Genomic DNA, 21752 nt, shown 5'->3' on the forward strand with positions numbered 1-21752 from the left:
GTCGCCCTGCGCGCCGCTCGCCGCGTCGAGCGAGACGACGAGCTGGGTGCGCAGCGACTCGCTGTCGGCCTCGCGGGCGAGGTCGCGCAGCTGGTCCTGGACCTGCGCCTCGGCGTCGTAGGGCACGTAGGCGTACTGCTGGTCGCCGAGCCACTCGCGCACGTCCACGTGGGCCTGGAACGTGCGCGTGCCGTCGACCGCGTCGTCGGCCATCACGGACACGTCCTCGAAGTGCTCGGGCCGGATGCCCGCGAGCAGCAGCCCCTTGCCCTCGGTGCGCTCGGCCTTGTCGGCGGGCAGCGGGAACGTGCCGAACGGCAGCGTGACCTGGCCGTCCTCGACGGTCGCGGGCAGGAAGTTCATCGGCGGGGAGCCGATGAAGCCGGCCACGAACAGGTTGACGGGCTGCTCGTACAGCTCGCGGGGCGAGGCGAGCTGCTGCAGGACGCCGCGCTTCATGACGGCCACCCGGTCGCCGAGCGTCATGGCCTCGGTCTGGTCGTGCGTGACGTAGACGGTGGTGATGCCGAGCTGCTTCTGCAGCCGGGCGATCTCGGTGCGCATCTGGCCGCGCAGCTTCGCGTCGAGGTTCGACAACGGCTCGTCGAACAGGAACGCCTTCGCGTCGCGGACGATCGCGCGACCCATCGCCACGCGCTGGCGCTGACCGCCGGACAGGTTGCCGGGCTTGCGCTCGAGGTGCTCGTCGAGGTCGAGCGTCCTGCTCGCCTGACGGACCTTCTCGTCGATCTCCTTCTCGGGGCGCTTCTTCAGCCGCAGCGGGAAGGCGATGTTCTCGTACACCGTGAGGTGCGGGTAGAGCGCGTAGTTCTGGAAGACCATCGCCAGGTTGCGGTCGCGCGGCGCGAGGTCGTTCACGCGCTCGCCGCCGATGACCATGTCGCCGGAGGTGATGTCCTCCAGGCCGACGATCATCCGCAGCAGCGTCGACTTCCCGCAGCCCGAGGGGCCGACGAGGATCAGGAACTCGCCGTCGGCGACGTCGATGCTGACGTCGTTGACCGCGGGGAAGCCGTCACCGTACTTCTTGACGATGTTCTTCATCTCGATGGTGGCCATGGATCAACCCTTCACTGCGCCGGCGGTGAGGCCCGCGACGATCTTTCGCTGGAAGAACAGGACGAGGAGGATGACCGGCACCGTGGCGACGACGGCGGCGGCCGCCAGCAGCGAGGCCGGCCGGTTGAACGGGTCGGCGCCGACGAAGAACGACAGCGCCGCGGGGATGGGTCGGGCACGCTCGGTCGACGTGAGCGAGATGCCGAAGACGAAGTCGTTCCACGCGAAGAAGAACGTCAGGATCGCGGCGGTGAACACGCCGGGCGCCGCCAGCGGGACGATCACCTTGCGGAACGCCTGCCACGACGTCGCGCCGTCGACCTGCGCGGCCTGCTCCATCTCCCACGGGATCTCGCGGAAGAAGGCCGAGAGCGTCCAGATCGCGAGGGGCAGCGTGAAGGAGATGTAGGGGATCATCAGGCCCCACCACGTGTCGTACAGCCCGAACGTGCGCCACATGTCGAACAGCGGCCCGACCAGCGAGACCACGGGGAACATGGCGATCACGAGCGCGGTGGTGAGGACGAACCGCTTCCCCTTGAACTCCAGTCGCGCGACCGCGTACGCGGTGAGCGTGGCCAGGGCGACGGAGATCAGCGTGGCGCTCAGCGACACGACGATCGAGTTGCGGATGGCGAGCAGGAAGTTGTCGTCCTGCAGCACCTGTCGGTAGTTGTCGAGGCCCGTCCAGGCGTCGCCGGGGAGGAACCCGGGGCTGCCGTTGGTGACCGCCTCCTGGCTCTTGAACGACAACGAGATGATCCAGGCCACCGGCAGGAGGCACCACAGCAGGATCAGGACGAAGCCGACGAGCGTGCCGACGCGGGTGAGGGGGTTCTTGGTCATCTCACGCCTCCTGCCGCGCGTCCGCGAGGTTGACGCGGAAGATCTTGACGATGAGGAAGGCGACCACCAGCACCGAGAGGAACAGCAGCACCGAGAGGGCCGAGCCGATGCCCAGCTGGAACTGCTCGATCACCTGCCGGTAGGTCAGGAAGGAGATCGACTCGGTGCCGTTGGCGCCGGCGGTCATGACGAAGATGTTGTCGAAGATGCGGTAGGCGTCGAGCGCGCGGAACAGCACCGCCACCATGATGGCGGCGCGCATGTTCGGCAGGATCACCTTCCACAGCCGCTGCCACCACGTGGCGCCGTCGACCTTGGCCGCCTCGAGCATGTCCTCGGGCACCTGGGCCAGACCGGCGAGCAGGAGCAGCGCCATGAACGGCGTGGTCTTCCAGATCTCCGACACCATGATCGCGACCATCGAGCTCTCGTAGCTCGCGAACCAGTTGAAGTCGTCGGCGACGAACGGCAGCCACTGGTTCACGAAGCCGTTGGTGTTGGAGAACGCGAACTGCCAGGCGAAGCCGGAGACGACGGTGATGATGCCGTAGGGGATGAGGATCGAGGTCCGCACGAGCCCGCGGGCGAAGATCAGCCGGTGCATCACCATCGCGAAGGCGAAGCCGATGACCAGCTCGACGGCGACGGTCACGACCATGATGAAGACGGTGTTCGCGGTGTCGCGCCAGAAGAGGCTGTCGGTCAGGGCCGTCACGTAGTTGTCGAGGCCGACGAACTCGCGCTCGTCGGGAGCCGTCAGCGAGTAGCTGAAGAGCGACAGGTAGAGCGCACGCAGCATCGGGAACGCGGTGACGAGCAGCATCAGCGCGACGGCCGGCGCCACCAGCCTCAGGGCGAGCCGGTTCTCGCCGCGGCTGCGGTCGGAGGCGCGGGTGGCGGTGGAGGTGCTCACAGCAGGGCCTCCCCTCGGAGGACGGCGCCCAGGAAGTCGGCCGACTTCTTCGGCGTGGTGTCGGGGTCGACCTGGCGCGGGGAGTGCCAGACGGACTGGATCGCGCTCGAGATCTGGCTGTAGAACGCGCTCTTCGGGCGCGGGCCGCCGGTGTCGATGCTCTCGGCCCACAGGGCGAGCAGGTCGGCCGGGTAGGCGTCCTTGAGCGCTGCGGAGTCGTAGACCGACTGGCGCGCCGGCATGAGGCCCTCGTTGACGGCGAGGTCGCGCTGCGCCTCGGCGTTCGTGACGCACACGGCGGCCTCCTGGGCGAAGTCGGGGTGCTTCGAGAAGGCGCCGACGCCGATGTCGATGCCGCCGATCGGGGGCCGCGACTCCTCGCCCTCCACGGTCTGTGGGTAGCGGGCCCAGCCGAGGTCCTTCAGCTCGTCCTCGTCCTTCGGTCCGCCCGCCTTGCCGACGAGTCCCTCGTAGTTCTTGTAGACGAAGGTCCAGTTGGTCATGAACTCACCGGGCCCCTCGGCCGGGAACATCTGGCCGAGGCTGGTGCCCTCGTTCGACGTCGTGAAGTCGGGCTGCGCGGCCTTGGACCTCGCCAGCTTCCGGATGACGGCGGCGGCCTCCTTGCCAGCCTCGCTGTCGATGGTGACCTTGGCGTCGCGACCGTCCTCGACGGTCGACGGGTCGAGGATGTTGCCGCCCGCGCCCTGGATGAGGCTGTTGATCCACACGACGTAGGCCTCGTACTTGTTGGCCTGGACGCCGACGGTGCCGCCCTCCTGCGAGGCGGCGTCGATCACCTGGTCCCACGTGACGGGCCGGCTCATGTCGAGACCGGCCGCCTGCGCGAGGGACTTGCGGTACCAGACCACCTGGGTGTTGGCCCACTGCGGCGCGGCGACCACCTCGTCGTTCCACGTGACCGTCTCGGCAGCGCCCTTGAGGACGTCGTCGTCGAGCACCGCGTCGGCCTGCTCGCCCTCGAACGGCTTGAGCCACTTCGCGTTCGCGAACTCCGGCACGAACACCGGATCGAGGCTCATCAGGTCGGTCGAGCTGTCGCCGGCCGCGAGCCGCCGCGCGAGCTGCGTGCGCTGGTCGGTGGCGCTGGCGGGCAGCAGCCGGATGTCGATGTCGTAGTCGTCGGTGCTGCACCTGTCGGCCAGCGCGTTCAGCGTGTCCTGGCCGTCGGGGTTGATGTACCAGGTCAGCGTCGGCTTCCCGCTCGACCCGCCGCACGCGGCGAGCAGCGAGGAGCCGAGCGCGACGCTCGCGACCACCGCTGCGGTCCGTCGTCGTCTGCCCGTCATGAGCTGCCTCCCGTTCGCTCGTCCCGTGGTGATCGGCGCCACACGGGACTCCTCAACGTAGGGGCGCGCCGACGACGACGCAACCCAGGACCGGGACGATCGGTCAGGACCCGGTGAGGCGTGTCCACACGGTCGTGTCCGACGGGAGCCGGCCGTCGTCGAGGTCGCCGCTGGCCACGAGGACCTCGCCGGCGGGGAGCGTGACGGGGGCGTCGGAGAGGTTCGTGCGCACCTCCGCGACGCGCGTGCCGTCGGCGTCGAGGAGCCGCAGGGCGAGCACGTCGGGCGGGGCGTCGGGCAGCCACGTGAGGGTGGCCGTGCCGAGCCCGAGCTCGCGACGGACGCGCAGGAGCCGGCGGTAGAGCTCGAGCGTCGAGCCCTCGACGCCACGCTGACGACCGGGCGCCAGGTCGGCGTACCCGCGTCCGTGGCGGGGGCCGCCCGAGCGCGCGAACGTCGGGTCCTGCAGCACCTCGTCGGGCAGCCGCGTGTGGTCGGGCAGGCCCAGCTCCTCGCCCTGGTAGAGGTAGGCCGATCCGGGGAGCGCGAGCATGAGCGCGGTGGCCGCGCGAGCACGGCGCAGACCGAGCACGGGGTCGGGCTGCTCGTCGCGCGGTCCGATCCCCTCGACCTCGGCCACCTGGGTCGCGTCGGACCGGCCGAGACGCGTCGCGTGACGCACGACGTCGTGGTTGGAGAGCACCCACGTCTGCGGCGCACCGACGGCGCCGGCGCTGGCCAGGGCGTCGTCGACCGACGCGCGCAGGGCGTCGGCCCGCCACGGCGTCATGAGGAAGGAGAAGTTGAAGGTCTGGTGCAGCTCGTCGGGCCGCACGTACGCGGCGAGCGCCTCGGCGGGCTGCACCCAGGCCTCGCCGCACAGCATCCGGTCGTCGTCCTCGCCCCACAGCGCGGTCTGCGTGCCGCGGTACTCCTCGACGAGCGCGCGCCACCGGCGGTACACGTCGTGCACGCCGGGCTGGTCCCACATGGGCAGGAGGCTGCTGCGGTCGCGGGTCTCGTCGAGGCTGAGGTCGGCGTCGGGCAGCCCGTCGGCCTTCACCAGGCCGTGCGCGACGTCGATGCGGAACCCGTCGACGCCGCGGTCGAGCCAGAAGCGCAGCACCGACTCCAGCTCGGCGTGCACCTCGGGGTTCGTCCAGTCGAGGTCGGGCTGCGAGCCGTCGAAGAGGTGCAGGTACCACTCGCCGGGGGAGCCGTCGGGGTCGGTCGTGCGGGTCCAGGCCGGGCCGTCGAACTTGGACTGCCAGTTGTTCGGGGGCTCGGAGCCGTCGTCGCCGCGGCCCGGGCGGAACACGTAGCGGGCGCGTTCGGGGCTGCCGGGACCGGCGGCGAGCGCGGCGCGGAACCAGGGGTGCTCGCTCGACGTGTGGTTCGGCACGACGTCGACGACCACCCGCAGGCGGAGGTCGTGGGCGCGCGCGACGAGGGCGTCGAGGTCGGCGAGCGTGCCGAACAGCGGGTCGACGTCGCGGAAGTCGGCCACGTCGTAGCCGCCGTCGTTCTGCGGGGAGACGTAGAAGGGCGAGAGCCACAGCGCGTCGACGCCGAGGTCGGCGAGGTGCTCCAGGCGCGACGTGATGCCGGGCAGGTCGCCGACGCCGTCGCCGTCCGCGTCGGCCCACGAGCGCGGGTAGACCTGGTAGATGACGGCGTGGCGCCACCACGGCTGGTTGCTCACGGTTCCTCCGGGGCTCGCGGGTCGACGGTCGAGGACGCGTCGTGCCGCCGCCAGGTGGTGGGTGAGGGCCCGCGCCCCCGCCGCCGGAGGTCGTGTCCCACGCTACCGACGCAGCCACCACGGTCGGGCGGGGAGCCCCGCCCCCGCTAGGTTGAGGGCATGTCCCAGCGCACGCTCGTCCTGCTCAAGCCCGACACCGTCCGCCGCGGCCTCGTCGGCGAGGTCCTCCGCCGCTACGAGGCCAAGGGCCTCACGATCGTGGCGATGGAGCACCGCGCCATCGACGCCGAGCAGGCCGACGCCCACTACGCGGAGCACGTCGAGCAGCCCTGGTACCCGCCGCTGCGCGCGTTCGCGACCTCGGGCCCGCTCGTCTCCCTCGTGCTGGAGGGCGACGAGGCCATCGCCGTCGTCCGTGCGCTCAACGGCGCCACCGACGGCCGCGCCGCCGCCCCCGGCACCATCCGCGGCGACCTCTCGCTGTCGAACCGCGAGAACCTCGTCCACGCGTCGGACTCCGAGGAGTCCGCCGCCCGCGAGATCGCCCTCTGGTTCCCGTCCCTCGCCTGACCCCACCTCGGCGCAAGATTCTGCGTTCGTGTGCGGCCGGCCGAACGATGCTGCGTCGGTGACGGGATCCCGACACGAACGCAGCGTCGTGGACCGTCACGCACGGGAACGTCGCATCGTGCGCCGGTTCGGGGAGCGCGGCAGGAGCTCGGGTGCCGGGGCGCCCTCCCAGCCGTGCGCCCGAGCGATGCGGTCGAGCTGGTCCAGGACGCTCCCTGGGTGGTTCCGCACCGCGTAGGAGGAGAAGGTCAGGCCGTGCCGACCGGTGATCACCACCTCGTTGGCGCGCACCAGGTCGTCGTCCCACTGCTCAACCGCGAGGTGCGGGATCCCGTGGACCTCCACACCGAACCCGAGCTGCTCGCACCAGACGTCGAGGTAGAAGCGCCCGCTCGGTCCGCGGACTGCCTCCTGCCTGCTGGCTCGGGGCAGCCCGCTCGCGCGCCAGATCGCGGCGAAGTCGCGCTCGGGCACCGACTGGATGCCTCCCGACGCGTCGAGGATCGAGGAGACGATGACGCTGCGGTGGCGGCACCGACCGCGTCGGGTCAGGGCCTCGCGCAGGTGCCGGGGCGTGACGAGCCCGCACTGCAGCGCGCTGATGACGATCCAGCGGGCGTACCGCTCGCTGCCGTGCCACGAGGCGGCGTCGAGCACCGACCGAGCGGGCCGTGTGCGGCGTGGACGACGCTCGGGATGCACGTCGTCGTCATCGAGCGCGCCGGACCAGTGCGGGGTCGCACCCGGCCACGACGGTGCTCGTGCCCCCGACGGGAGCACGACGAGGTGGCGCGGGTCGCGGGCGTCGAACCCGTCGTGGCGCAGCGCCGCGGCCCCGCCGAGGGCCGAGCGCGGGGGTGACGACGCGAGCGCCAGAAGGTCGCGCTCGTGCTGGCTCAGTGGTCCATTGTGGGTGACGACGACACCGCGGCAAGGGCGGGTCCAGAGGCCGTCACGGATGCGCCGCCGGACGGGCCACGCGCCGAAGAGGTCCTGCGCCTCGCGGATGCTCAACACCGTGTCCATGCGTCCACGCTGCCTGGCTCCGCGCTGTGACGGGGACGGGTGTCGCGAGCTGTGGACGACCGTGTCGTCGGCGTAGGCCCGTCCACAACCGCGCGCACGATGCTGCCTTCGCGTGCCGAGCTCGAGCGCTTATGCGGTCGCGACGGGATCCGGACGTGAACGCAGCATTCTTTGGCCCGGTGCGCAGGATCGCTCAGGAACGCAGAATCGTGCGTCCCCACCAGCCAGGTCAGGCGGGGTCGAGCGGGGGAGGGTCGGCGGGGCCGGCCCAGGGGACGACGACGTGGGCGAGGACGCCGTGGAAGCGTCCGCGGACCTCCTCGGGCAGCCAGACGACCTCGTGCGACTGCGAGGCGATGTCGACGGTGCCCTGGAGGGTCACGGCGTCGACCGCCTGGCGCGGCGCGTCCCCGACCCGGTCCTCGTACTCGACGAGCGTGACGCCGACGCTGATCGGCACCTCGTTGCGGTTCACGAGGCCGACGCCCCAGAACTCGGCAGGCTCGAGGGTCGCGCGCTCCTCGAGGTCGACCATGACGGCCTCGACGGGGGCGACGACACCGTGGAGGTCGACCTGCTCCATGGCCTCGACGTGCACCTCGACGCCGCGCACGTTGCGGGCCCCCTGCCCGTGGAAGTGCAGCACGTCGACGGCGCTCGCGCCGGGCGGCGCGACGACCTCGCCGCGGTCGATGCCCAGCACGGTGCCCACCTCGACGTTCGGCAGCTCACGGCCGTACACGTCGCGCGGGACGAAGCGCAGGATCGGACGCAGGCCGACTTCGGAGCCGTTGCGCAGCGTGACCGTCTGGTCGGGTGCGTCGGGATCGGTCGACTTCGGGACGTAGGAGAGCGTGATCGGCGGCTTGCGCCGGTTGAACAGACCCATGGCAGGAGAGCCTACGGACGTCGGCTCAGTACCAGCCGGCACCCTGCTTGAACGACCACGCCTCGCAGGGGGATCCGTAGCGGTCCTGGATGTACCCCAGACCCCACCGGATCTGCGTGGCGGGGTTCGTCTGCCAGTCGGAGCCGGCCGACGCCATCTTCGAGCCGGGCAGCGACTGCGGGATGCCGTAGGCGCCGGAGCCGGGGTTCTCGGCGTCGACCTGCCAGCCGCTCTCCTGCGTCCAGATGTTGTCGAGGCACTGGAACTGGCTGGCGTCCCAGCCGAAGTCGGCGAGCATGGCCTGCGCGACGGCGCGGGGGTCGGCATCCTCGAGCGCCTTCTGGCGAGCGGCTTCCGCCTTGGCCTCGGCGGCGGCCTTGCGACGCGCCTCCGCGCGGGCTGCGGCCTCGCGGGCCTCGTCGGCGGCGCGCTCGCTGGCGGCACGCTGACCCTCGGCCTTCGCCTTCAGCTCGTCGACCTTCGAGTCGGCCTCCTGCTGCACGAGCACGGCGTCGGACACGCGCTGCGCGGCGGCGAGCGGCGTCGCGATCGCGGCGACGGGACGCAGCCCGGCCTCCTCGGTGGCCGCGGCGGCGGGGCTGGAGCCCACGGCCTGGGCGCCGGCGGTCAGGCCGCTGACCACGACCACGCCGCCCACGGCGCACGCCGAGAGGGCGCGCTTGCTGGGCAGCGCGTCGGTGACGTCGGCCAGGGTGTCGAGGGCGCGATCGCGCCGGCGCTCGAACGCCGACGGTGCGCGGTGACGTGCCATCCGGTGCCGACCGCCCGACCGGTCGACGATCTCGTCGTGACGCACACACTCTCCTGCAGGCTCGGGGACGGGGCGGGGAAGGGCCCGGGACGAAGCCTCCACTGTAGACGTCGAGACTGAGAGCCGCGGCAGGTTCTCTCAGGTCGGACGCAGGGACCGAGCCCGCGGGGTCTCGACCACGCCCGTTCGCCCCGTACCCTGGAGGGCATGTCCGTCGAGTCCGTCTTCCCTCGTCTCGAGCCCCTCCTGCCCACCGTCGGCAAGCCGATCCAGTACGTCGGCGGCGAGCTCAACGCGACGGTGAAGGAGTGGGACGACGTCAGCGTCCGCTGGGCGCTGATGTACCCCGACGCCTACGAGGTGGGTCTGCCCAACCAGGGCGTCCAGATCCTCTACGAGGTGCTCAACGAGCGCGACTGGCTGCTCGCCGAGCGCACCTACGCCGTGCAGGCCGACATGGAGGCGGTGATGCGCGAGCACGCGATCCCGCAGTTCACGGTCGACGCGCACCGCCCCGTCCGGGCGTTCGACGTGCTCGGCATCTCCTTCGCCACCGAGCTCGGCTACACGAACATGCTCACCGCTCTCGACCTCGCCGGCATCCCGCTGCACGCCGCCGACCGCACCGACGACGACCCGATCGTCCTCGCCGGCGGGCACAGCGCCTTCAACCCCGAGCCGGTGGCCGACTTCCTCGACGCCGCCGTGCTCGGCGACGGCGAGGAGATCGCCCTGGCGATCAGCGAGGTCGTGCGCGAGTGGAAGGACGAGGGACGTCCGGGCGGACGCGACGAGCTGCTGCTGCGCCTCGCGGCCTCCGGCGGCGTCTACGTCCCGCGCTTCTACGACGTCGACTACCACGACGACGGCCGCATCGCGTCGGTCCGGCCGAACCGCGACGGCGTGCCCTGGCGCGTGCGCAAGCACACCGTCATGGACCTCGACCAGTGGCCCTACCCGCGCAACCCGCTCGTGCCGCTCGCCGAGACCGTCCACGAGCGCTACTCCGTCGAGATCTTCCGCGGGTGCACGCGCGGCTGCCGGTTCTGCCAGGCCGGCATGATCACGCGCCCGGTGCGCGAGCGGTCGCTGCAGACCATCGGCGAGATGATCGACACCGGGCTGCAGCGGTCGGGCTACCAGGAGGTCGGCCTGCTCAGCCTGTCGAGCGCCGACCACACCGAGATCGGCGACCTCGCCAAGCAGCTGGGCGACCGGTACGAGGGCACGAACACGTCACTGTCGCTGCCGTCGACGCGGGTCGACGCCTTCAACATCACGCTCGCCAACGAGTTCAGCCGCAACGGCCGACGCTCCGGCCTGACGTTCGCGCCGGAGGGCGGCAGCGAGCGGCTGCGCAAGGTGATCAACAAGGCCGTCACCGAGGACGACCTCATCCGCACCGTCACCGCCGCCTACTCGCACGGCTGGCGGCAGGTGAAGCTCTACTTCATGTGCGGCCTGCCGACGGAGACCGACGAGGACGTGCTCCAGATCGGGGTGCTCGCCAAGAAGGTCATCGAGGCCGGACGTGAGGCGTCGGGGCGGCGCGACATCCGCTGCACCGTGAGCATCGGTGGCTTCGTGCCGAAGCCGCAGACCCCGTTCCAGTGGGCCGCGCAGCTCGACCACGAGACCACCGACGAGCGGCTGCGCAAGCTGCGCGAGTCGGTGCAGTCGGACAAGCGCTTCGGTCGCGCCATCGGCTTCCGCTACCACGACGGACGCCCCGGCATCGTCGAGGGACTGCTCTCGCGCGGTGACCGTCGCGTGGGCCGCGTCATCGAGGAGGTGTGGCGCGACGGGGGCCGCTTCGACGGCTGGAGCGAGCACTTCTCCTTCGAGCGCTGGGAGTCGAAGGCGGCCGACGTCTTCGCCGACCAGCCCGTCGACCTCGACTGGTACACCACCCGCGAGCGCGGTCACGACGAGGTCCTCCCGTGGGACCACCTCGACGCCGGCCTCGACAAGGAGTGGCTGTGGGAGGACTGGGAGGACGCTCTCGACCCCGAGGCCCTCGAGATCGAGGACTGCCGCTGGACGCCCTGCTACGACTGCGGCGTCTGCCCCCAGATGGGCACCGACATCCAGATCGGCCCGACCGGGCAGAAGCTGCTGCCGCTCACCGTGGTGTGAGGCCCGTGCCGTCTGCGTGATCGTGGCGCTGCGGGGTCTCTTCTTGCTGCTGCGCTGCCGTAGGTGGCTTGTGCTTGCTGGTGCGCTGCCTCGGCTCACGCTGGGGTGGCCTCCGAAAGGGCCTCGACCGGCAGCGGTCCTGGCCACGGCTTCGGGTCTCGGGGTCTGGTCTGGGCTCGCGCTTGGACGCAGGATTCTTCGTCTCTGCGGTTCTCGGGCGAAGGTTCGGCGTTGGCGGGCTGTTGGCGCAGACGTCTCTGCGTTCGCGCGCTCAAGTCCGAAGGCTTCTGCGTTCACGACGGGATCCCGTAGCAAACGCAGAACCCTGCGCCCACTCCGTGCCCGAGCCACAGCCCGAGACCCCAGACCAGCGCGGAGGCCAGCCGCCCGGTCGAGGCCCTTTCGGAGACCAGACACAGCGAAGGCCAAGGCAGCGCACCAGCAGGTAGAGACGCCCTGCGGCAGCGCAGCAGCAGGTCGTGGCCCCCTGCGGCAGCGCAGGCAGCGCTCCCAGCGGGAACGGACCCCCGCCCGACCCTCACCCCACCCGCGACGCGGACGCGAGGTCGTCCTCGACGGTGCCGCCACGGTCGACGAGGGTGCCGAGGAAGCCGATGAGGACGGCGGCGGCCATGAGGACGACGACGGGGACGGTCCAGGAGCCGGTGAGGTCGTGGAGGAGGCCGGTGCCGAACGGGCCGAGGCCGGCGAGGAGGTAGCCGACGGACTGGGCGAAGGCGGAGAGGGCGGCGGTGCCCTCGGTGGTGCGGGTGCGACGACCGAACATGATCAGCACCCAGGTGAAGGTGCACCCGCCCAGGCCGAGCAGCACGGCCCACAGCCACGGTGCGGCCGTCGGCGCGGCCAGCACGCCGCCCCAGCCGGCGACGGTGAGCGCCGCGAACGACCACGGCAGCACGCCGGTGCCGCCGAGCCGGGCGACGAGCGGCGGCAGCAGCAGCGTCATCGGGATGCCGACGGCGGCGAGCAGGCCCTGCATCGCTCCGGCCGTGCCGCTCGCGAGGCCCGCGTCGGCGAGGATCGTCGGGAACCAGCCGAACTGTGCGTAGGCCTGCGCGGCCTGCACGGCGAAGCAGAGGGTGCACACCCACGCGAGCCGGCTGCGGGCTACCTGCGACAGCGGGATGCCCGATGGCCGCTCCAGCCCTGCGGTCCGGCTCGACCGCAGCGCCACCGGGAGCCACGGCAGCAGGGCGGCGACGGCGAGCAGCGCCCACACGGCCACACCGGCACGCCAGTCGCCGAGGGCGTCGGACACGGGCACGGTGACCACCGAGCTGGCCGCACCGCCGGCCATGAGCGCCGCCCCGTACAGCGCCCCGACGAGGGCCAGGCGGTCCGGGAAGTGCTCCTTCGCGAGGGCCGGCAGGATCACGTTGCCGACCGCGCAGGCGGCGAGCGTCACCACGGAGAGGACGAGGAACGGGACGGTGGAGCCGACCGTCGCGCGGGACGCCAGGCCGAGCGCCAGCACCACGAGCAGCGTCGCGGCGGTGCGGTCGAGGCCCAGGACGCGGACCACCCGCGACGTCGTCGCCCCGAACACGGCGAAGCACAGCACCGGCAGCGTCGTCAGCACGCCGGCGACGGTCGCGCTCATTCCGAGGTCGTCACGCAAGGGGTCGACCACCACGCCGACGCTGCCGACGGCGACCCGCAGGTTCAGGGCGAGCAGCACGATCGCGGCGCCGACCAACCAGGCCGGACCGCTGCGCGTCGACGAGGTCGTGCCCGAAGAGGTCGTGCCAGGCGAGGTGGGGTCGGCGGGGGAGGTCACCGACCCATCCAACGCCAGGGTCCCGGCCGTCGCGCGGGCGACCCGACCCGACCCGCGGCGCGACGTCGCTCGGTACCCTCGACGACATGTCCGACGGCAGCACGACCCTGCGCGGCACCCCCAACCCCGAGGCGCCCAACCCGCAGCTGCCCATCGTGCAGCGGCTGCGGATCCGTTTCGCCAAGCGTGGTCGGCTGCGGTTCACGAGCCACCGCGACTTCGGCCGCGCGTTCGAGCGCGCCGTGCGCCGCGCGCGGGTGCCGATCGCCTTCTCCTCCGGCTACACGCCGCACCCGAAGATCTCCTTCGCGGGAGCGGCCCCCACGGGTGCCGCCAGCGAGGCGGAGTTCCTCGAGATCGGCCTCACCGAGACGCGCGACCCCGAGGCCGTGCGCGCCGCGCTCGACGACGCGCTCCCACCGGGAATCGACATCCTCGAGGTCGTCGCGGCACGGCAGGGCGCAGGCTCGCTCGCCGACCGCCTGGAGGCCAGCGAGTGGGTCATCGAGCTGCGCGACACGCCGGTCGAGCGGGCCCAGGAGGCGGCCGACGCGTTCCTCGCGGCGGAGCAGGTCGACGTCGAACGGATGACCAAGCGCGGCATGCGCACCTTCGACGCGCGGGCCGCCGTCCAGTCGCTGTCGGTCGGTTCGTCCGACGGTCCGGGTGTGGCGTATGCGATACTGACCGTGGTCGTCCGGCACCAGAACCCGTCGGTACGACCGGACGACGTACTCTCCGGACTCCGCATCCGCGGGGACTTGACGCTCGAGCAGACGCCGCTGGCGACCCGCTCGGCCCAAGGTCCTCTGGACGCAGGGACCGGGACGGTCGGCGATCCGCTCGCCCTCGACCGCGACGCACCCTGATCGGGTGCTGACCGCGGCGGGCCGGGCGAGGAGCCAGTGACAGGCCGCACGTCGACCACCCCGGGACGCGCCAGCGCTCCGGGCCCGACAGAAGACTTTCGGCACCGGCCCCTCGGGGCGGGAGCCGCAGACGCAGAACCCCGTCCGCCCTGCGGCGTACCCGGGGACTGAGGAGAGCACATGCTCGACGACGACACGAACACTCCGACCACCGAGTCCACCCCCGCGGTGCGCACCAGGCGCCGGGCCGCCGGCCGGCCCGCCGGGCCACCTGCCGCGGTGAGCACCGACATCTTCGCGGCGCCCGCCTCGGACGCCCCCGCCGCGCCGACCATCCCGCCGGCCGAGAAGGCACCGACCGCCACGGTCGTCACCAAGACGCCCGCGCGACGCTCCACCCGCAAGGCCGCGCCGCCGGCACCCGTCGCCGATGACGCCGCAGCACAGGCCCCGGCCGACGACGTGGCGACCGCCGGTGACACCACGGCCGACGCCGCTGCGGCCCCGGCTGCCAAGCCGGCTCGCAAGCGTCCGCCGCGCAAGAAGGCCGCCTCGAAGCCCGCGGCCGACCCCGCCGTCGAGGACGCGCCGACGGGCTCCACGGCCGACGAGACCGTCGCCGAGGAGCCGGTGACCGACGAGGCCGGTGCGAGCGAGGAGCAGCCTGCCAAGGCCCCCGCCAAGCGTCCCGCACGCAAGCGCGCCCCCCGCGCCGCTCGCCCGGCCGACGAGGTCTCGCCCGTCGCCGTCGCCTTCCAGGCCCCCGAGCCGGTCGCCGCGCCCGCGGCGCAGGTCGAGGACGACGACGAGGACGACGAGCAGACGTCCACCGACGACGCGACCACGGCCGAGGCGACCACGGCGCCCGAGCAGGACCAGGACGAGTCCGGCGAGGGTGGGGGTGGCGGCTCGAAGCGCCGTCGCCGCAGCCGTGGCGGACGCCGCCGGAACAAGAGCGACGAGCCGCGCGAGAGCCAGGGCCAGGACGGCACCGCCGCCGAGTCCCAGACCGACGACGCCGAAGGCGACCAGGCCGCTGCCGACTCCGACGACCAGGAGGGTGAGGGCCAGGGCGGCACCACGCGCCGTCGTCGCCGCCGTGCACGCGCCGGTGACAAGCCGTCCGCGTCGCCCGACGACCCCGAGAACACCGTCGTGCGGGTCCGTGAGGGCCGCAACCCCGAGGACGAGATCGCCGGTGTGTCCGGCTCGACCCGTCTGGAGGCCAAGAAGCAGCGCCGTCGCGAGGGTCGCGAGGCCGGTCGTCGTCGTGCGCCGATCGTCTCCGAGGCCGAGTTCCTGGCCCGCCGCGAAGCCGTCGACCGCCAGATGGTGGTGCGTCAGCACCGCGCGACCAGCCACGGCTCCACCGACAACTACACCCAGATCGCCGTCCTCGAGGATTCCGTGCTCGTCGAGCACTACGTGGCCCGCGAGAGCCAGACGTCGCTCATCGGCAACGTCTACCTCGGCAAGGTCCAGAACGTGCTGCCGAGCATGGAGGCCGCGTTCGTCGACATCGGCGCCGGTCGCAACGCCGTCATCTACGCCGGCGAGGTCGACTGGAGCGGCGTGCAGAACGGCAAGGCGCGCAAGATCGAGGAGGCGCTGAGCCCCGGCCAGCAGATCCTCGTGCAGGTCACGAAGGACCCCATCGGCCAGAAGGGCGCGCGGCTCACCAGCCAGATCAGCCTGCCCGGTCGCTTCCTCGTCTACGTGCCCGGCGGACAGTCCAACGGCATCTCCCGCAAGCTGCCCGACACCGAGCGCTCGCGGCTCAAGGCCCTCCTCAAGGAGGTGCTGCCCGAGGACGCCGGCGTCATCGTGCGCACGGCCGCCGAGGGGGCCACGGAGGACCAGCTCACCCGCGACGTCACGGCGCTGACCGCCCGCTGGGAGGACATCAAGGTCAAGGCCGGGCTCGACGACGACGCCTCGCCGAAGGCGAAGGCCCCGCAGCTGCTGTACGCCGAGCCCGACCTCGTCATCAAGGTCGTGCGCGACCTGTTCAACGAGGACTTCGCGTCGCTCGTGGTCGAGGGCTCCGACGCCTGGGACAACATCTCCGGCTACATCCGCCACGTCGCGCCCGACCTGGCGGAGCGGCTGCAGGAGTGGTCGCCCGCCGACCACGACGGCCGCGACTCCTTCGACGTGCTGCGCATCGACGAGCAGATCCAGAAGGCGCTGCAGCGCAAGGTCTGGCTACCGTCCGGCGGCTCGCTCGTGATCGACCGCACCGAGGCGATGACCGTCGTCGACGTCAACACCGGCAAGTTCACCGGCTCCGGGGGCAACCTCGAGGAGACGGTGACCAAGAACAACCTTGAGGCCGCCGAGGAGATCGTGCGCCAGCTGCGGCTGCGCGACATCGGCGGCATCATCGTCGTCGACTTCATCGACATGGTGCTCGAGAGCAACCGCGACCTCGTGCTGCGACGCCTCGTGGAGTGCCTCGGTCGCGACCGCACCCGCCACCAGGTGGCCGAGGTGACGTCGCTCGGCCTGGTGCAGATGACCCGCAAGCGGATCGGCACCGGCCTGCTCGAGTCGTTCAGCACCGAGTGCGAGCACTGCGACGGTCGCGGCGTGGTCGTGACCGCCGAGCCGGTCGAGCCCAAGAAGGAGGAGCCGCGCGGCCGCTCCCGTCGTGGGCGTGGCAACGGTGGCAACGGCAACGGCAACGGCAACGGCAACGGCAACGGCAACGGCAACGGCAACGGCAACCGCCGGGGCCGCGACGACGAGGCCGCCGCCGACACGACCACCGACGAGACGACGGCGGACGAGACGTCCGGTGCGGACACGAGCACCTCGAACGGCACCTCCGGCGGCTCGACCTCCGGGTCGTCGCGCGGTGGGCGCTCGCGTCGCGGCTCGTCGCGCGCGAAGGCCGACGCTGCCGCGAGCGAGTCCGCGACGAGCGACGACGCGTCCACGGGCACGTCGGAGGAGGCGCTGACGGAGTCGCCCGCCCCTGCGGTCGACGCCGGACGCCCTGCCGACGCCCGAGGCCGAGCAGGTCCCCGCGACCGTCGAGCCGGAGCCGAAGCTCGAGTCGGCGCCGGACGCCGGTGACGAGGGTGACGAGCCGACCGGCGAGACCCCCGCTTTGACCGAGCCGGGGGAGGGTCCGTAGTATGGATCCTCGGCGCGCCGTGCGCGCCGATCGTCCTGTCCGGGTGTGAGCCCGGCACCGGCCCGGTCCAGCGCAGCCGCTGAGCCCAGGCCCCGTCGGACCCGGACGCCCCCGGCCCCCGGCACACACAGCTTCCAGCAAGAACCGAGTGAGGAATCCCGTGGTCTACGCAATCGTGCGCAGTGGCGGCACGCAGCAGAAGGTCGCCGTCGGCGACGTCATCGAGATCGACCAGCTCGGCCTGGCCGAGGGCGAGTCCGTCTCGCTGCCGGCCGTCCTGTACGTCGACGGCGACGCCGTGACGGCCGACGCCGACAGCCTCTCGACGGTCTCCGTGACCGCCGAGGCGATCGGCGCGACCAAGGGTCCGAAGATCATCATCCAGAAGTACAAGAACAAGACCGGCTACAAGAAGCGCCAGGGTCACCGTCAGAAGTACACCCAGGTCAAGATCACCGGCATCGCGAAGTAGAGGACTGAACTCATGGCACACAAGAAGGGCGCAGCCTCCACCAAGAACGGCCGCGACTCCAACGCACAGCGCCTCGGCGTCAAGCGCTTCGGCGGCCAGCTCGTCAACGCCGGCGAGATCATCGTCCGCCAGCGCGGCACCCACTTCCACCCCGGCACCAACGTCGGCCGTGGCGGCGACGACACGCTCTTCGCGCTGTCGGCCGGCTCGGTCGAGTTCGGGACGCGTCGCGGCCGCAAGGTCGTGAACATCGTTCCGGGCGAGTAACCGGCAGAACATCCGTCGAAGGGGTGGTCCGCGCATGCGGGCCACCCCTTCGACGTCCCCACACCACCCCAGGAGCACCTGACATGGCCGTCCCCACCTTCGTCGACCGCGTGACCCTCCAGGTCGTCGCCGGCAACGGCGGCCACGGCGTCGCGTCGGTGCACCGCGAGAAGTTCAAGCCGCTCGGCGGCCCCGACGGCGGCAACGGCGGGCACGGCGGCGACGTCGTGCTCCGCGTGGCGGCCGACGTGACGACGCTCGTCGACTACCACCACGAGCCGCGCCGCAAGGCCGGCAACGGTGCGCCCGGCGGCGGCAGCAACAAGAGCGGCGCCCACGGCGAGGACCTCGTGCTCAAGGTGCCCGACGGCACGGTGGTGCGCTCGGGCGGCCCGCACGGCACCGGCGAGGTCCTGGCCGACCTCGTGGGCGTCGGAACGGAGGTCGTGATCGCCGCGGGCGGCCGCGGTGGCCTCGGCAACGCCGCGCTCGCGTCGAGCAAGCGCAAGGCCCCCGGCTTCGCGCTGAAGGGCGAGCCCGGCCAGGAGCGCACGATCGTGCTCGAGCTGAAGGTCGTGGCCGACATCGGTCTCGTCGGGTTCCCGAGCGCCGGCAAGTCGAGCCTCATCGCCGCGCTGTCGCGTGCCCGCCCGAAGATCGCCGACTACCCGTTCACCACCCTCGTGCCCAACCTCGGTGTCGTCACCGCGGGGTCCACGACCTTCACGGTCGCCGACGTGCCCGGTCTCATCGAGGGTGCGAGCGAGGGTCGGGGTCTCGGTCACGACTTCCTGCGCCACGTCGAGCGGTGCGCCGCGCTCGTGCACGTCGTCGACTGCGCGACGGTCGAGCCCGGGCGCGACCCGCTGACCGACCTCGACGTCATCGAGGCCGAGCTGCGCGCGTACGCCGAGGCGTTGCCCGAGGGTGCGACCGGAAAGGACCTGCTCGAGCGGCCGCGCCTGGTGGCCCTGAACAAGACCGACGTGCCCGACGCCGCGCAGATCGCCGAGTTCGTGCGGAGTGACCTCGAGGAGCGCGGCTACGACGTGTACGACGTGTCGGCGGCGAGCCACCAGGGACTGCGCGAGCTGTCCTTCGCCATGGCGCAGATCGTCGCGCGGCGTCGCGCGGAGACGCCCACGCAGGAGATCACCCGCATCGTGCTGCGTCCGCAGGCCGCGGCAGGGGTCGGCGCGGAGTTCACGGTCGACCAGCGTCGGGGCCCCGACGGCCAGCGCCAGTGGATCGTGCGCGGCGCGAAGCTCACCCGCTGGGTCGGCCAGACCGACTTCAGCAACGACGAGGCCGTCGGCTTCCTCGCCGACCGGCTCGCGCGGCTCGGCGTCGAGGAGGCGCTCGCCAAGCAGGGTGCCGAGCCGGGCGACGACGTCGTCATCGGTGGCACCGCCGACCAGGGCTGGGAGGACGCGGTCGTCTTCGACTTCGACCCGACCATCCAGGCCGGTGCCGAGATGCTCGGCCGTCGTGGCGAGGACCAGCGCCTCGACCGCGACGACCGTCGCACCAACGTCGAGCGACGCGAGCAGCTCGCGGCCAAGCGGGCCTACGAGGCCGAGGCGCGCGAGGCGCGTGCGCGGGGCGAGGAGCCCAGCGCGGCGCCCGACTGGACCTTCGAGGACGACGACGACCTGCTCGACCTCGACGACGGGCCGGAGTCCGGCGAGGACAGCCCCGCCGACGTCACGGCGGACGACCGGTCGTGAGTGCGCGGCGCGTCGTCGTCAAGGTCGGCTCGTCGTCGCTGACCTCGGCGGCGGGGCACCTCGACCCGGAGAAGGTCGGCCACGTCGTCGACGCCCTCGCCGCGGCACGCCGCCGTGGCGACGAGGTCGTGCTGGTGAGCTCGGGTGCGATCGCCGCGGGACTGGGCCCGCTCTCGGGCAGGTGCTGCTGACCGTCGAGGACGTCACGCGGCGCAGCCACTACCGCAACGCGCACCAGACGTTCGCGCGCCTGCACGAGCTCGGCGTGCTGCCCGTCGTCAACGAGAACGACACCGTGGCCACGAGCGAGATCCGCTTCGGCGACAACGACCGGCTGGCCGCGCTCGTCGCCCACCTGGTGCACGCCGACCTGCTGGTGCTGCTGTCCGACGTCGACGGGCTCTACACGGGGCACCCGTCGCTGCCGGAGTCGCGGCCGATCACCGACGTGCACGGCCCGGACGACCTCGACGACGTCGACGTCGCGCGCGTGGGCTCGAAGGTGGGCACCGGCGGCATGGTGACGAAGGTCGAGGCGGCACGGATCGCGACGGGCGCCGGGATCCCCGTGGTGCTCGCCCGCGCCGACCACGCGCGCGCCGCCGTGCTGGGCGAGCAGGTGGGCACGCGGTTCCACCCGACCGGCCGGCGTCGGCCGACCCGTCTGCTGTGGCTCGAGCACGCCAGTGAGACCAAGGGGCGGCTGCTCGTCGACGACGGCGCGGTCCGGGCGCTCACCGTGCGCAAGGCGTCGCTCCTCGCGGCGGGCATCGTCGGCGTGGAGGGTGAGTTCGGAGCGGGGGAGCCGGTCGACGTCGTGGCGCCCGACGGCACCGTGGTCGCGCGCGGCCTCGTCACCTACGACAGTGCCGAGCTCCCGACGCTCCTCGGGCGCAGCACCCCCGACCTCGCGGCCGACCTCGGCGCCGACTACGAGCGCGAGGTCGTCCACCGCGACGACCTCGTCGTCCTGCACCCCCACTGACCGCCCCCACACCCCGCTGAGTGTGACGTTCCCAGACGAGCCGGTGGTCGGAGGCCGGGAACGGGTAGGTGCCGGTGAGGCGCGAGAGCGGATCGGCCTGCACCGGCCAGAAGACCCGCGCGTCGCGGATGTCCAGGTCGGCGCTCGGGAGCACGTAGTCGGCGCGGATGTTGCCCGGCGGCTCGGAGAAGTCGGCGGTGTCGAACTGCGGGTCGCCCCGGTGGGAGAGGTTGGCGCCGCCCTGCAGACGTGCCGCCTCCACCGCACCGTCGCTCGACGGGGTCAGCGAGGTGTTCACCCGGCGCAGGTCGAGGAGCTGGTGGGTGGCGCCCGGCAGCGAGTCGCCGTCGACGGGGTCGGAGTTCAGGTCGCCCGCAATCACGAACGACGCACCGCGCTGCAGTCCGCCGGGACGGCCGCGGTCGTCCCTGATCCACCGAGCCTCCCGGGCGGGGCCGGTGTAGTCGGCCCAGAAGCGGATCTCGTCGGCGTTGCGGCGACCGTTGCGGTCCTCGGGCCCGTCGAAGACCGGCGGGGTCGGGTGGCTGACGAGCAGGTGGACGGAGCGTCGCCCGACCCTGACGGGCACGTCCCAGTGCGACTTGCTCGAGAGGCGCAGGACGTCGACCGCCTCGGGGGAGTAGTAGCCCTGCGGCATGCGATTGCCGGGCATGTCCTTCCACAGCAGCTTCTGGAAGGTGCGGACGTGCTTCTCGTCGATCGGGTAGCGGCTGAGCACCGCCATGCCGTACTGGCCGGGGAACGCCCCGAAGCCGTAGGCGTCGTCGGGGCCGTCGGTGCGACCGTCGCCGTTGAGGTCGAGGCCGGTGGGCACGCCCGTGTTGACCGGTGCCGTGAACGTGTACCGGTAGCGGACGGGGTCGGCGCCCTGCTGCCCGCGCTCGAGGTAGTTCCGCTGGAACAGGCGCAGCGCCTCCGGGTCGTGATCGACCTCCTGCAGCACCAGCACGTCGGGACGGGTGCGCTGGACGATCTCCGCGACGGCGCGCGCCTGCGCGTTCGACGGCGTCGACAGGTCGCGGCGCAGGTCGCCCGCAGCCGGTCGGTTCAGCGACGCGTTGAACGTCGCGACCCGGACGGTCGGCTCCACGCGACCGCGCTCGTCGCGCGCGTCGGCGGGCGAGGAGGTGACGGGCACGGCCAGGACCGTACCGACCAGGACCAGTGCGAGCACGGCGACGAGCCGATTCCCCCGAATCATGGGGACAGTGTGCACGGCCCGGGTGAACG

The 21752-nt window shown here is 72.2% G+C and carries 17 protein-coding genes and 1 pseudogene; 8 read left to right on the forward strand and 10 right to left on the reverse strand.

What is annotated here, in order from left to right:
• From A6Q79_RS08370 to A6Q79_RS08390, 5 genes are all read right to left on the reverse strand, one after another.
• The coding region (locus A6Q79_RS08370; RefSeq protein WP_286690457.1) for an ABC transporter ATP-binding protein at positions 1-1080 on the reverse strand (1080 nt) is incomplete at its 3' end.
• 3 nt (positions 1081-1083) lie between these two features.
• On the reverse strand, positions 1084-1926 hold the full coding sequence (locus A6Q79_RS08375) for a carbohydrate ABC transporter permease (protein WP_067858990.1): 843 nt from the start codon (positions 1924-1926) through the stop codon (positions 1084-1086).
• A gap of 1 nt (position 1927) precedes the next feature.
• On the reverse strand, positions 1928-2839 hold the full coding sequence (locus A6Q79_RS08380; protein ID WP_083516424.1) for a carbohydrate ABC transporter permease: 912 nt from the start codon (positions 2837-2839) through the stop codon (positions 1928-1930).
• On the reverse strand, positions 2836-4149 hold the full coding sequence (locus tag A6Q79_RS08385) for an extracellular solute-binding protein (RefSeq protein ID WP_144433765.1): 1314 nt from the start codon (positions 4147-4149) through the stop codon (positions 2836-2838). The genes A6Q79_RS08380 and A6Q79_RS08385 overlap by 4 nt, the downstream gene beginning before the upstream one ends.
• Before the next feature lie 103 nt (positions 4150-4252).
• A complete protein-coding gene (locus tag A6Q79_RS08390; RefSeq protein ID WP_317697722.1) occupies positions 4253-5851 on the reverse strand; it encodes a glycoside hydrolase family 13 protein in 1599 nt (532 codons plus the stop codon).
• Positions 5852-6010: 159 nt separating this feature from the next.
• Between A6Q79_RS08390 and ndk the strand changes: the two genes are divergently transcribed.
• Positions 6011-6421: a nucleoside-diphosphate kinase gene (ndk, locus tag A6Q79_RS08395; protein ID WP_067858982.1), complete on the forward strand. Its 411-nt coding sequence runs from the start codon at positions 6011-6013 to the stop codon at positions 6419-6421.
• A 96-nt stretch (positions 6422-6517) separates the two neighbouring features.
• On the opposite strand, the gene A6Q79_RS08400 is transcribed toward ndk, so the two are convergent.
• The 3 genes from A6Q79_RS08400 to A6Q79_RS08410 form a co-directional block, all read right to left on the reverse strand.
• On the reverse strand, positions 6518-7447 hold the full coding sequence (locus A6Q79_RS08400) for a hypothetical protein (RefSeq protein WP_286690459.1): 930 nt from the start codon (positions 7445-7447) through the stop codon (positions 6518-6520).
• 229 nt (positions 7448-7676) lie between these two features.
• On the reverse strand, positions 7677-8336 hold the full coding sequence (locus A6Q79_RS08405) for a hypothetical protein (protein ID WP_286690460.1): 660 nt from the start codon (positions 8334-8336) through the stop codon (positions 7677-7679).
• A gap of 25 nt (positions 8337-8361) precedes the next feature.
• Positions 8362-9153: a lytic transglycosylase domain-containing protein gene (locus A6Q79_RS08410; RefSeq protein ID WP_289016955.1), complete on the reverse strand. Its 792-nt coding sequence runs from the start codon at positions 9151-9153 to the stop codon at positions 8362-8364.
• Between the two features lie 162 nt (positions 9154-9315).
• On the opposite strand from A6Q79_RS08410, the gene A6Q79_RS08415 reads away from it, so the two are divergent.
• Positions 9316-11244 carry a TIGR03960 family B12-binding radical SAM protein gene (locus A6Q79_RS08415; RefSeq protein WP_286690462.1) on the forward strand — a complete coding sequence of 643 codons (1929 nt, stop codon included), beginning with the start codon at positions 9316-9318 and terminating at the stop codon, positions 11242-11244.
• 538 nt (positions 11245-11782) lie between these two features.
• On the opposite strand, the gene A6Q79_RS08420 is transcribed toward A6Q79_RS08415, so the two are convergent.
• A complete protein-coding gene (locus A6Q79_RS08420) occupies positions 11783-13042 on the reverse strand; it encodes an MFS transporter (RefSeq protein WP_083516422.1) in 1260 nt (419 codons plus the stop codon).
• Positions 13043-13128: 86 nt separating this feature from the next.
• On the opposite strand from A6Q79_RS08420, the gene A6Q79_RS08425 reads away from it, so the two are divergent.
• The 6 genes and pseudogenes from A6Q79_RS08425 to proB form a co-directional block, all read left to right on the forward strand.
• Positions 13129-13911, forward strand: a complete 783-nt coding sequence (locus A6Q79_RS08425) for a TIGR03936 family radical SAM-associated protein (RefSeq protein WP_067858965.1) — start codon at positions 13129-13131, stop codon at positions 13909-13911.
• 180 nt (positions 13912-14091) lie between these two features.
• The gene (locus A6Q79_RS08430) at positions 14092-16989 is read left to right on the forward strand and encodes an Rne/Rng family ribonuclease (RefSeq protein WP_317697729.1); all 2898 of its coding nucleotides are present in this window, start codon (positions 14092-14094) and stop codon (positions 16987-16989) included.
• A 221-nt stretch (positions 16990-17210) separates the two neighbouring features.
• Entirely contained in the window at positions 17211-17522 is a 312-nt protein-coding gene (rplU, locus tag A6Q79_RS08435) for a 50S ribosomal protein L21 (protein WP_067858960.1), read from the forward strand.
• Positions 17523-17534: 12 nt separating this feature from the next.
• Positions 17535-17789 carry a 50S ribosomal protein L27 gene (gene rpmA, locus A6Q79_RS08440; RefSeq protein ID WP_067858958.1) on the forward strand — a complete coding sequence of 85 codons (255 nt, stop codon included), beginning with the start codon at positions 17535-17537 and terminating at the stop codon, positions 17787-17789.
• 83 nt (positions 17790-17872) lie between these two features.
• Positions 17873-19516 carry a GTPase ObgE gene (obgE, locus tag A6Q79_RS08445; protein WP_083516421.1) on the forward strand — a complete coding sequence of 548 codons (1644 nt, stop codon included), beginning with the start codon at positions 17873-17875 and terminating at the stop codon, positions 19514-19516.
• A pseudogene (gene proB, locus A6Q79_RS08450) lies at positions 19513-20489 on the forward strand (glutamate 5-kinase); the annotation flags it as partial. The gene obgE and the pseudogene proB, both read left to right, overlap by 4 nt.
• Here the strand turns inward: proB and A6Q79_RS08455 are convergent.
• A complete protein-coding gene (locus A6Q79_RS08455) occupies positions 20371-21723 on the reverse strand; it encodes an endonuclease/exonuclease/phosphatase family protein (protein WP_317697735.1) in 1353 nt (450 codons plus the stop codon). The pseudogene proB and the gene A6Q79_RS08455 sit on opposite strands and share 119 nt — an antisense overlap.
• Between the last annotated feature and the right edge of the window lie 29 nt (positions 21724-21752).

The sequence above is a fragment of the Aeromicrobium sp. REDSEA-S32_B7 genome (assembly GCF_001626145.1).
Lineage (GTDB): Bacteria > Actinomycetota > Actinomycetes > Propionibacteriales > Nocardioidaceae > Aeromicrobium > Aeromicrobium erythreum.

Bases quoted from the DNA above. Each gene is read 5' to 3' on its own strand.
- A6Q79_RS08375 (WP_067858990.1), bottom strand. From the start codon at position 1,926: ATGACCAAGAACCCCCTCACCCGCGTCGGCACGCTCGTCGGCTTCGTC.
- A6Q79_RS08425 (WP_067858965.1), top strand. From the start codon at position 13,129: ATGTCCGACGGCAGCACGACCCTGCGCGGCACCCCCAACCCCGAGGCG.
- A6Q79_RS08385 (WP_144433765.1), bottom strand. From the start codon at position 4,149: ATGACGGGCAGACGACGACGGACCGCAGCGGTGGTCGCGAGCGTCGCG.
- A6Q79_RS08455 (WP_317697735.1), bottom strand. From the start codon at position 21,723: ATGATTCGGGGGAATCGGCTCGTCGCCGTGCTCGCACTGGTCCTGGTC.
- A6Q79_RS08400 (WP_286690459.1), bottom strand. From the start codon at position 7,447: ATGGACACGGTGTTGAGCATCCGCGAGGCGCAGGACCTCTTCGGCGCG.
- A6Q79_RS08430 (WP_317697729.1), top strand. From the start codon at position 14,092: ATGCTCGACGACGACACGAACACTCCGACCACCGAGTCCACCCCCGCG.
- A6Q79_RS08415 (WP_286690462.1), top strand. From the start codon at position 9,316: ATGTCCGTCGAGTCCGTCTTCCCTCGTCTCGAGCCCCTCCTGCCCACC.
- ndk (WP_067858982.1), top strand. From the start codon at position 6,011: ATGTCCCAGCGCACGCTCGTCCTGCTCAAGCCCGACACCGTCCGCCGC.
- obgE (WP_083516421.1), top strand. From the start codon at position 17,873: ATGGCCGTCCCCACCTTCGTCGACCGCGTGACCCTCCAGGTCGTCGCC.
- rpmA (WP_067858958.1), top strand. From the start codon at position 17,535: ATGGCACACAAGAAGGGCGCAGCCTCCACCAAGAACGGCCGCGACTCC.
- A6Q79_RS08405 (WP_286690460.1), bottom strand. From the start codon at position 8,336: ATGGGTCTGTTCAACCGGCGCAAGCCGCCGATCACGCTCTCCTACGTC.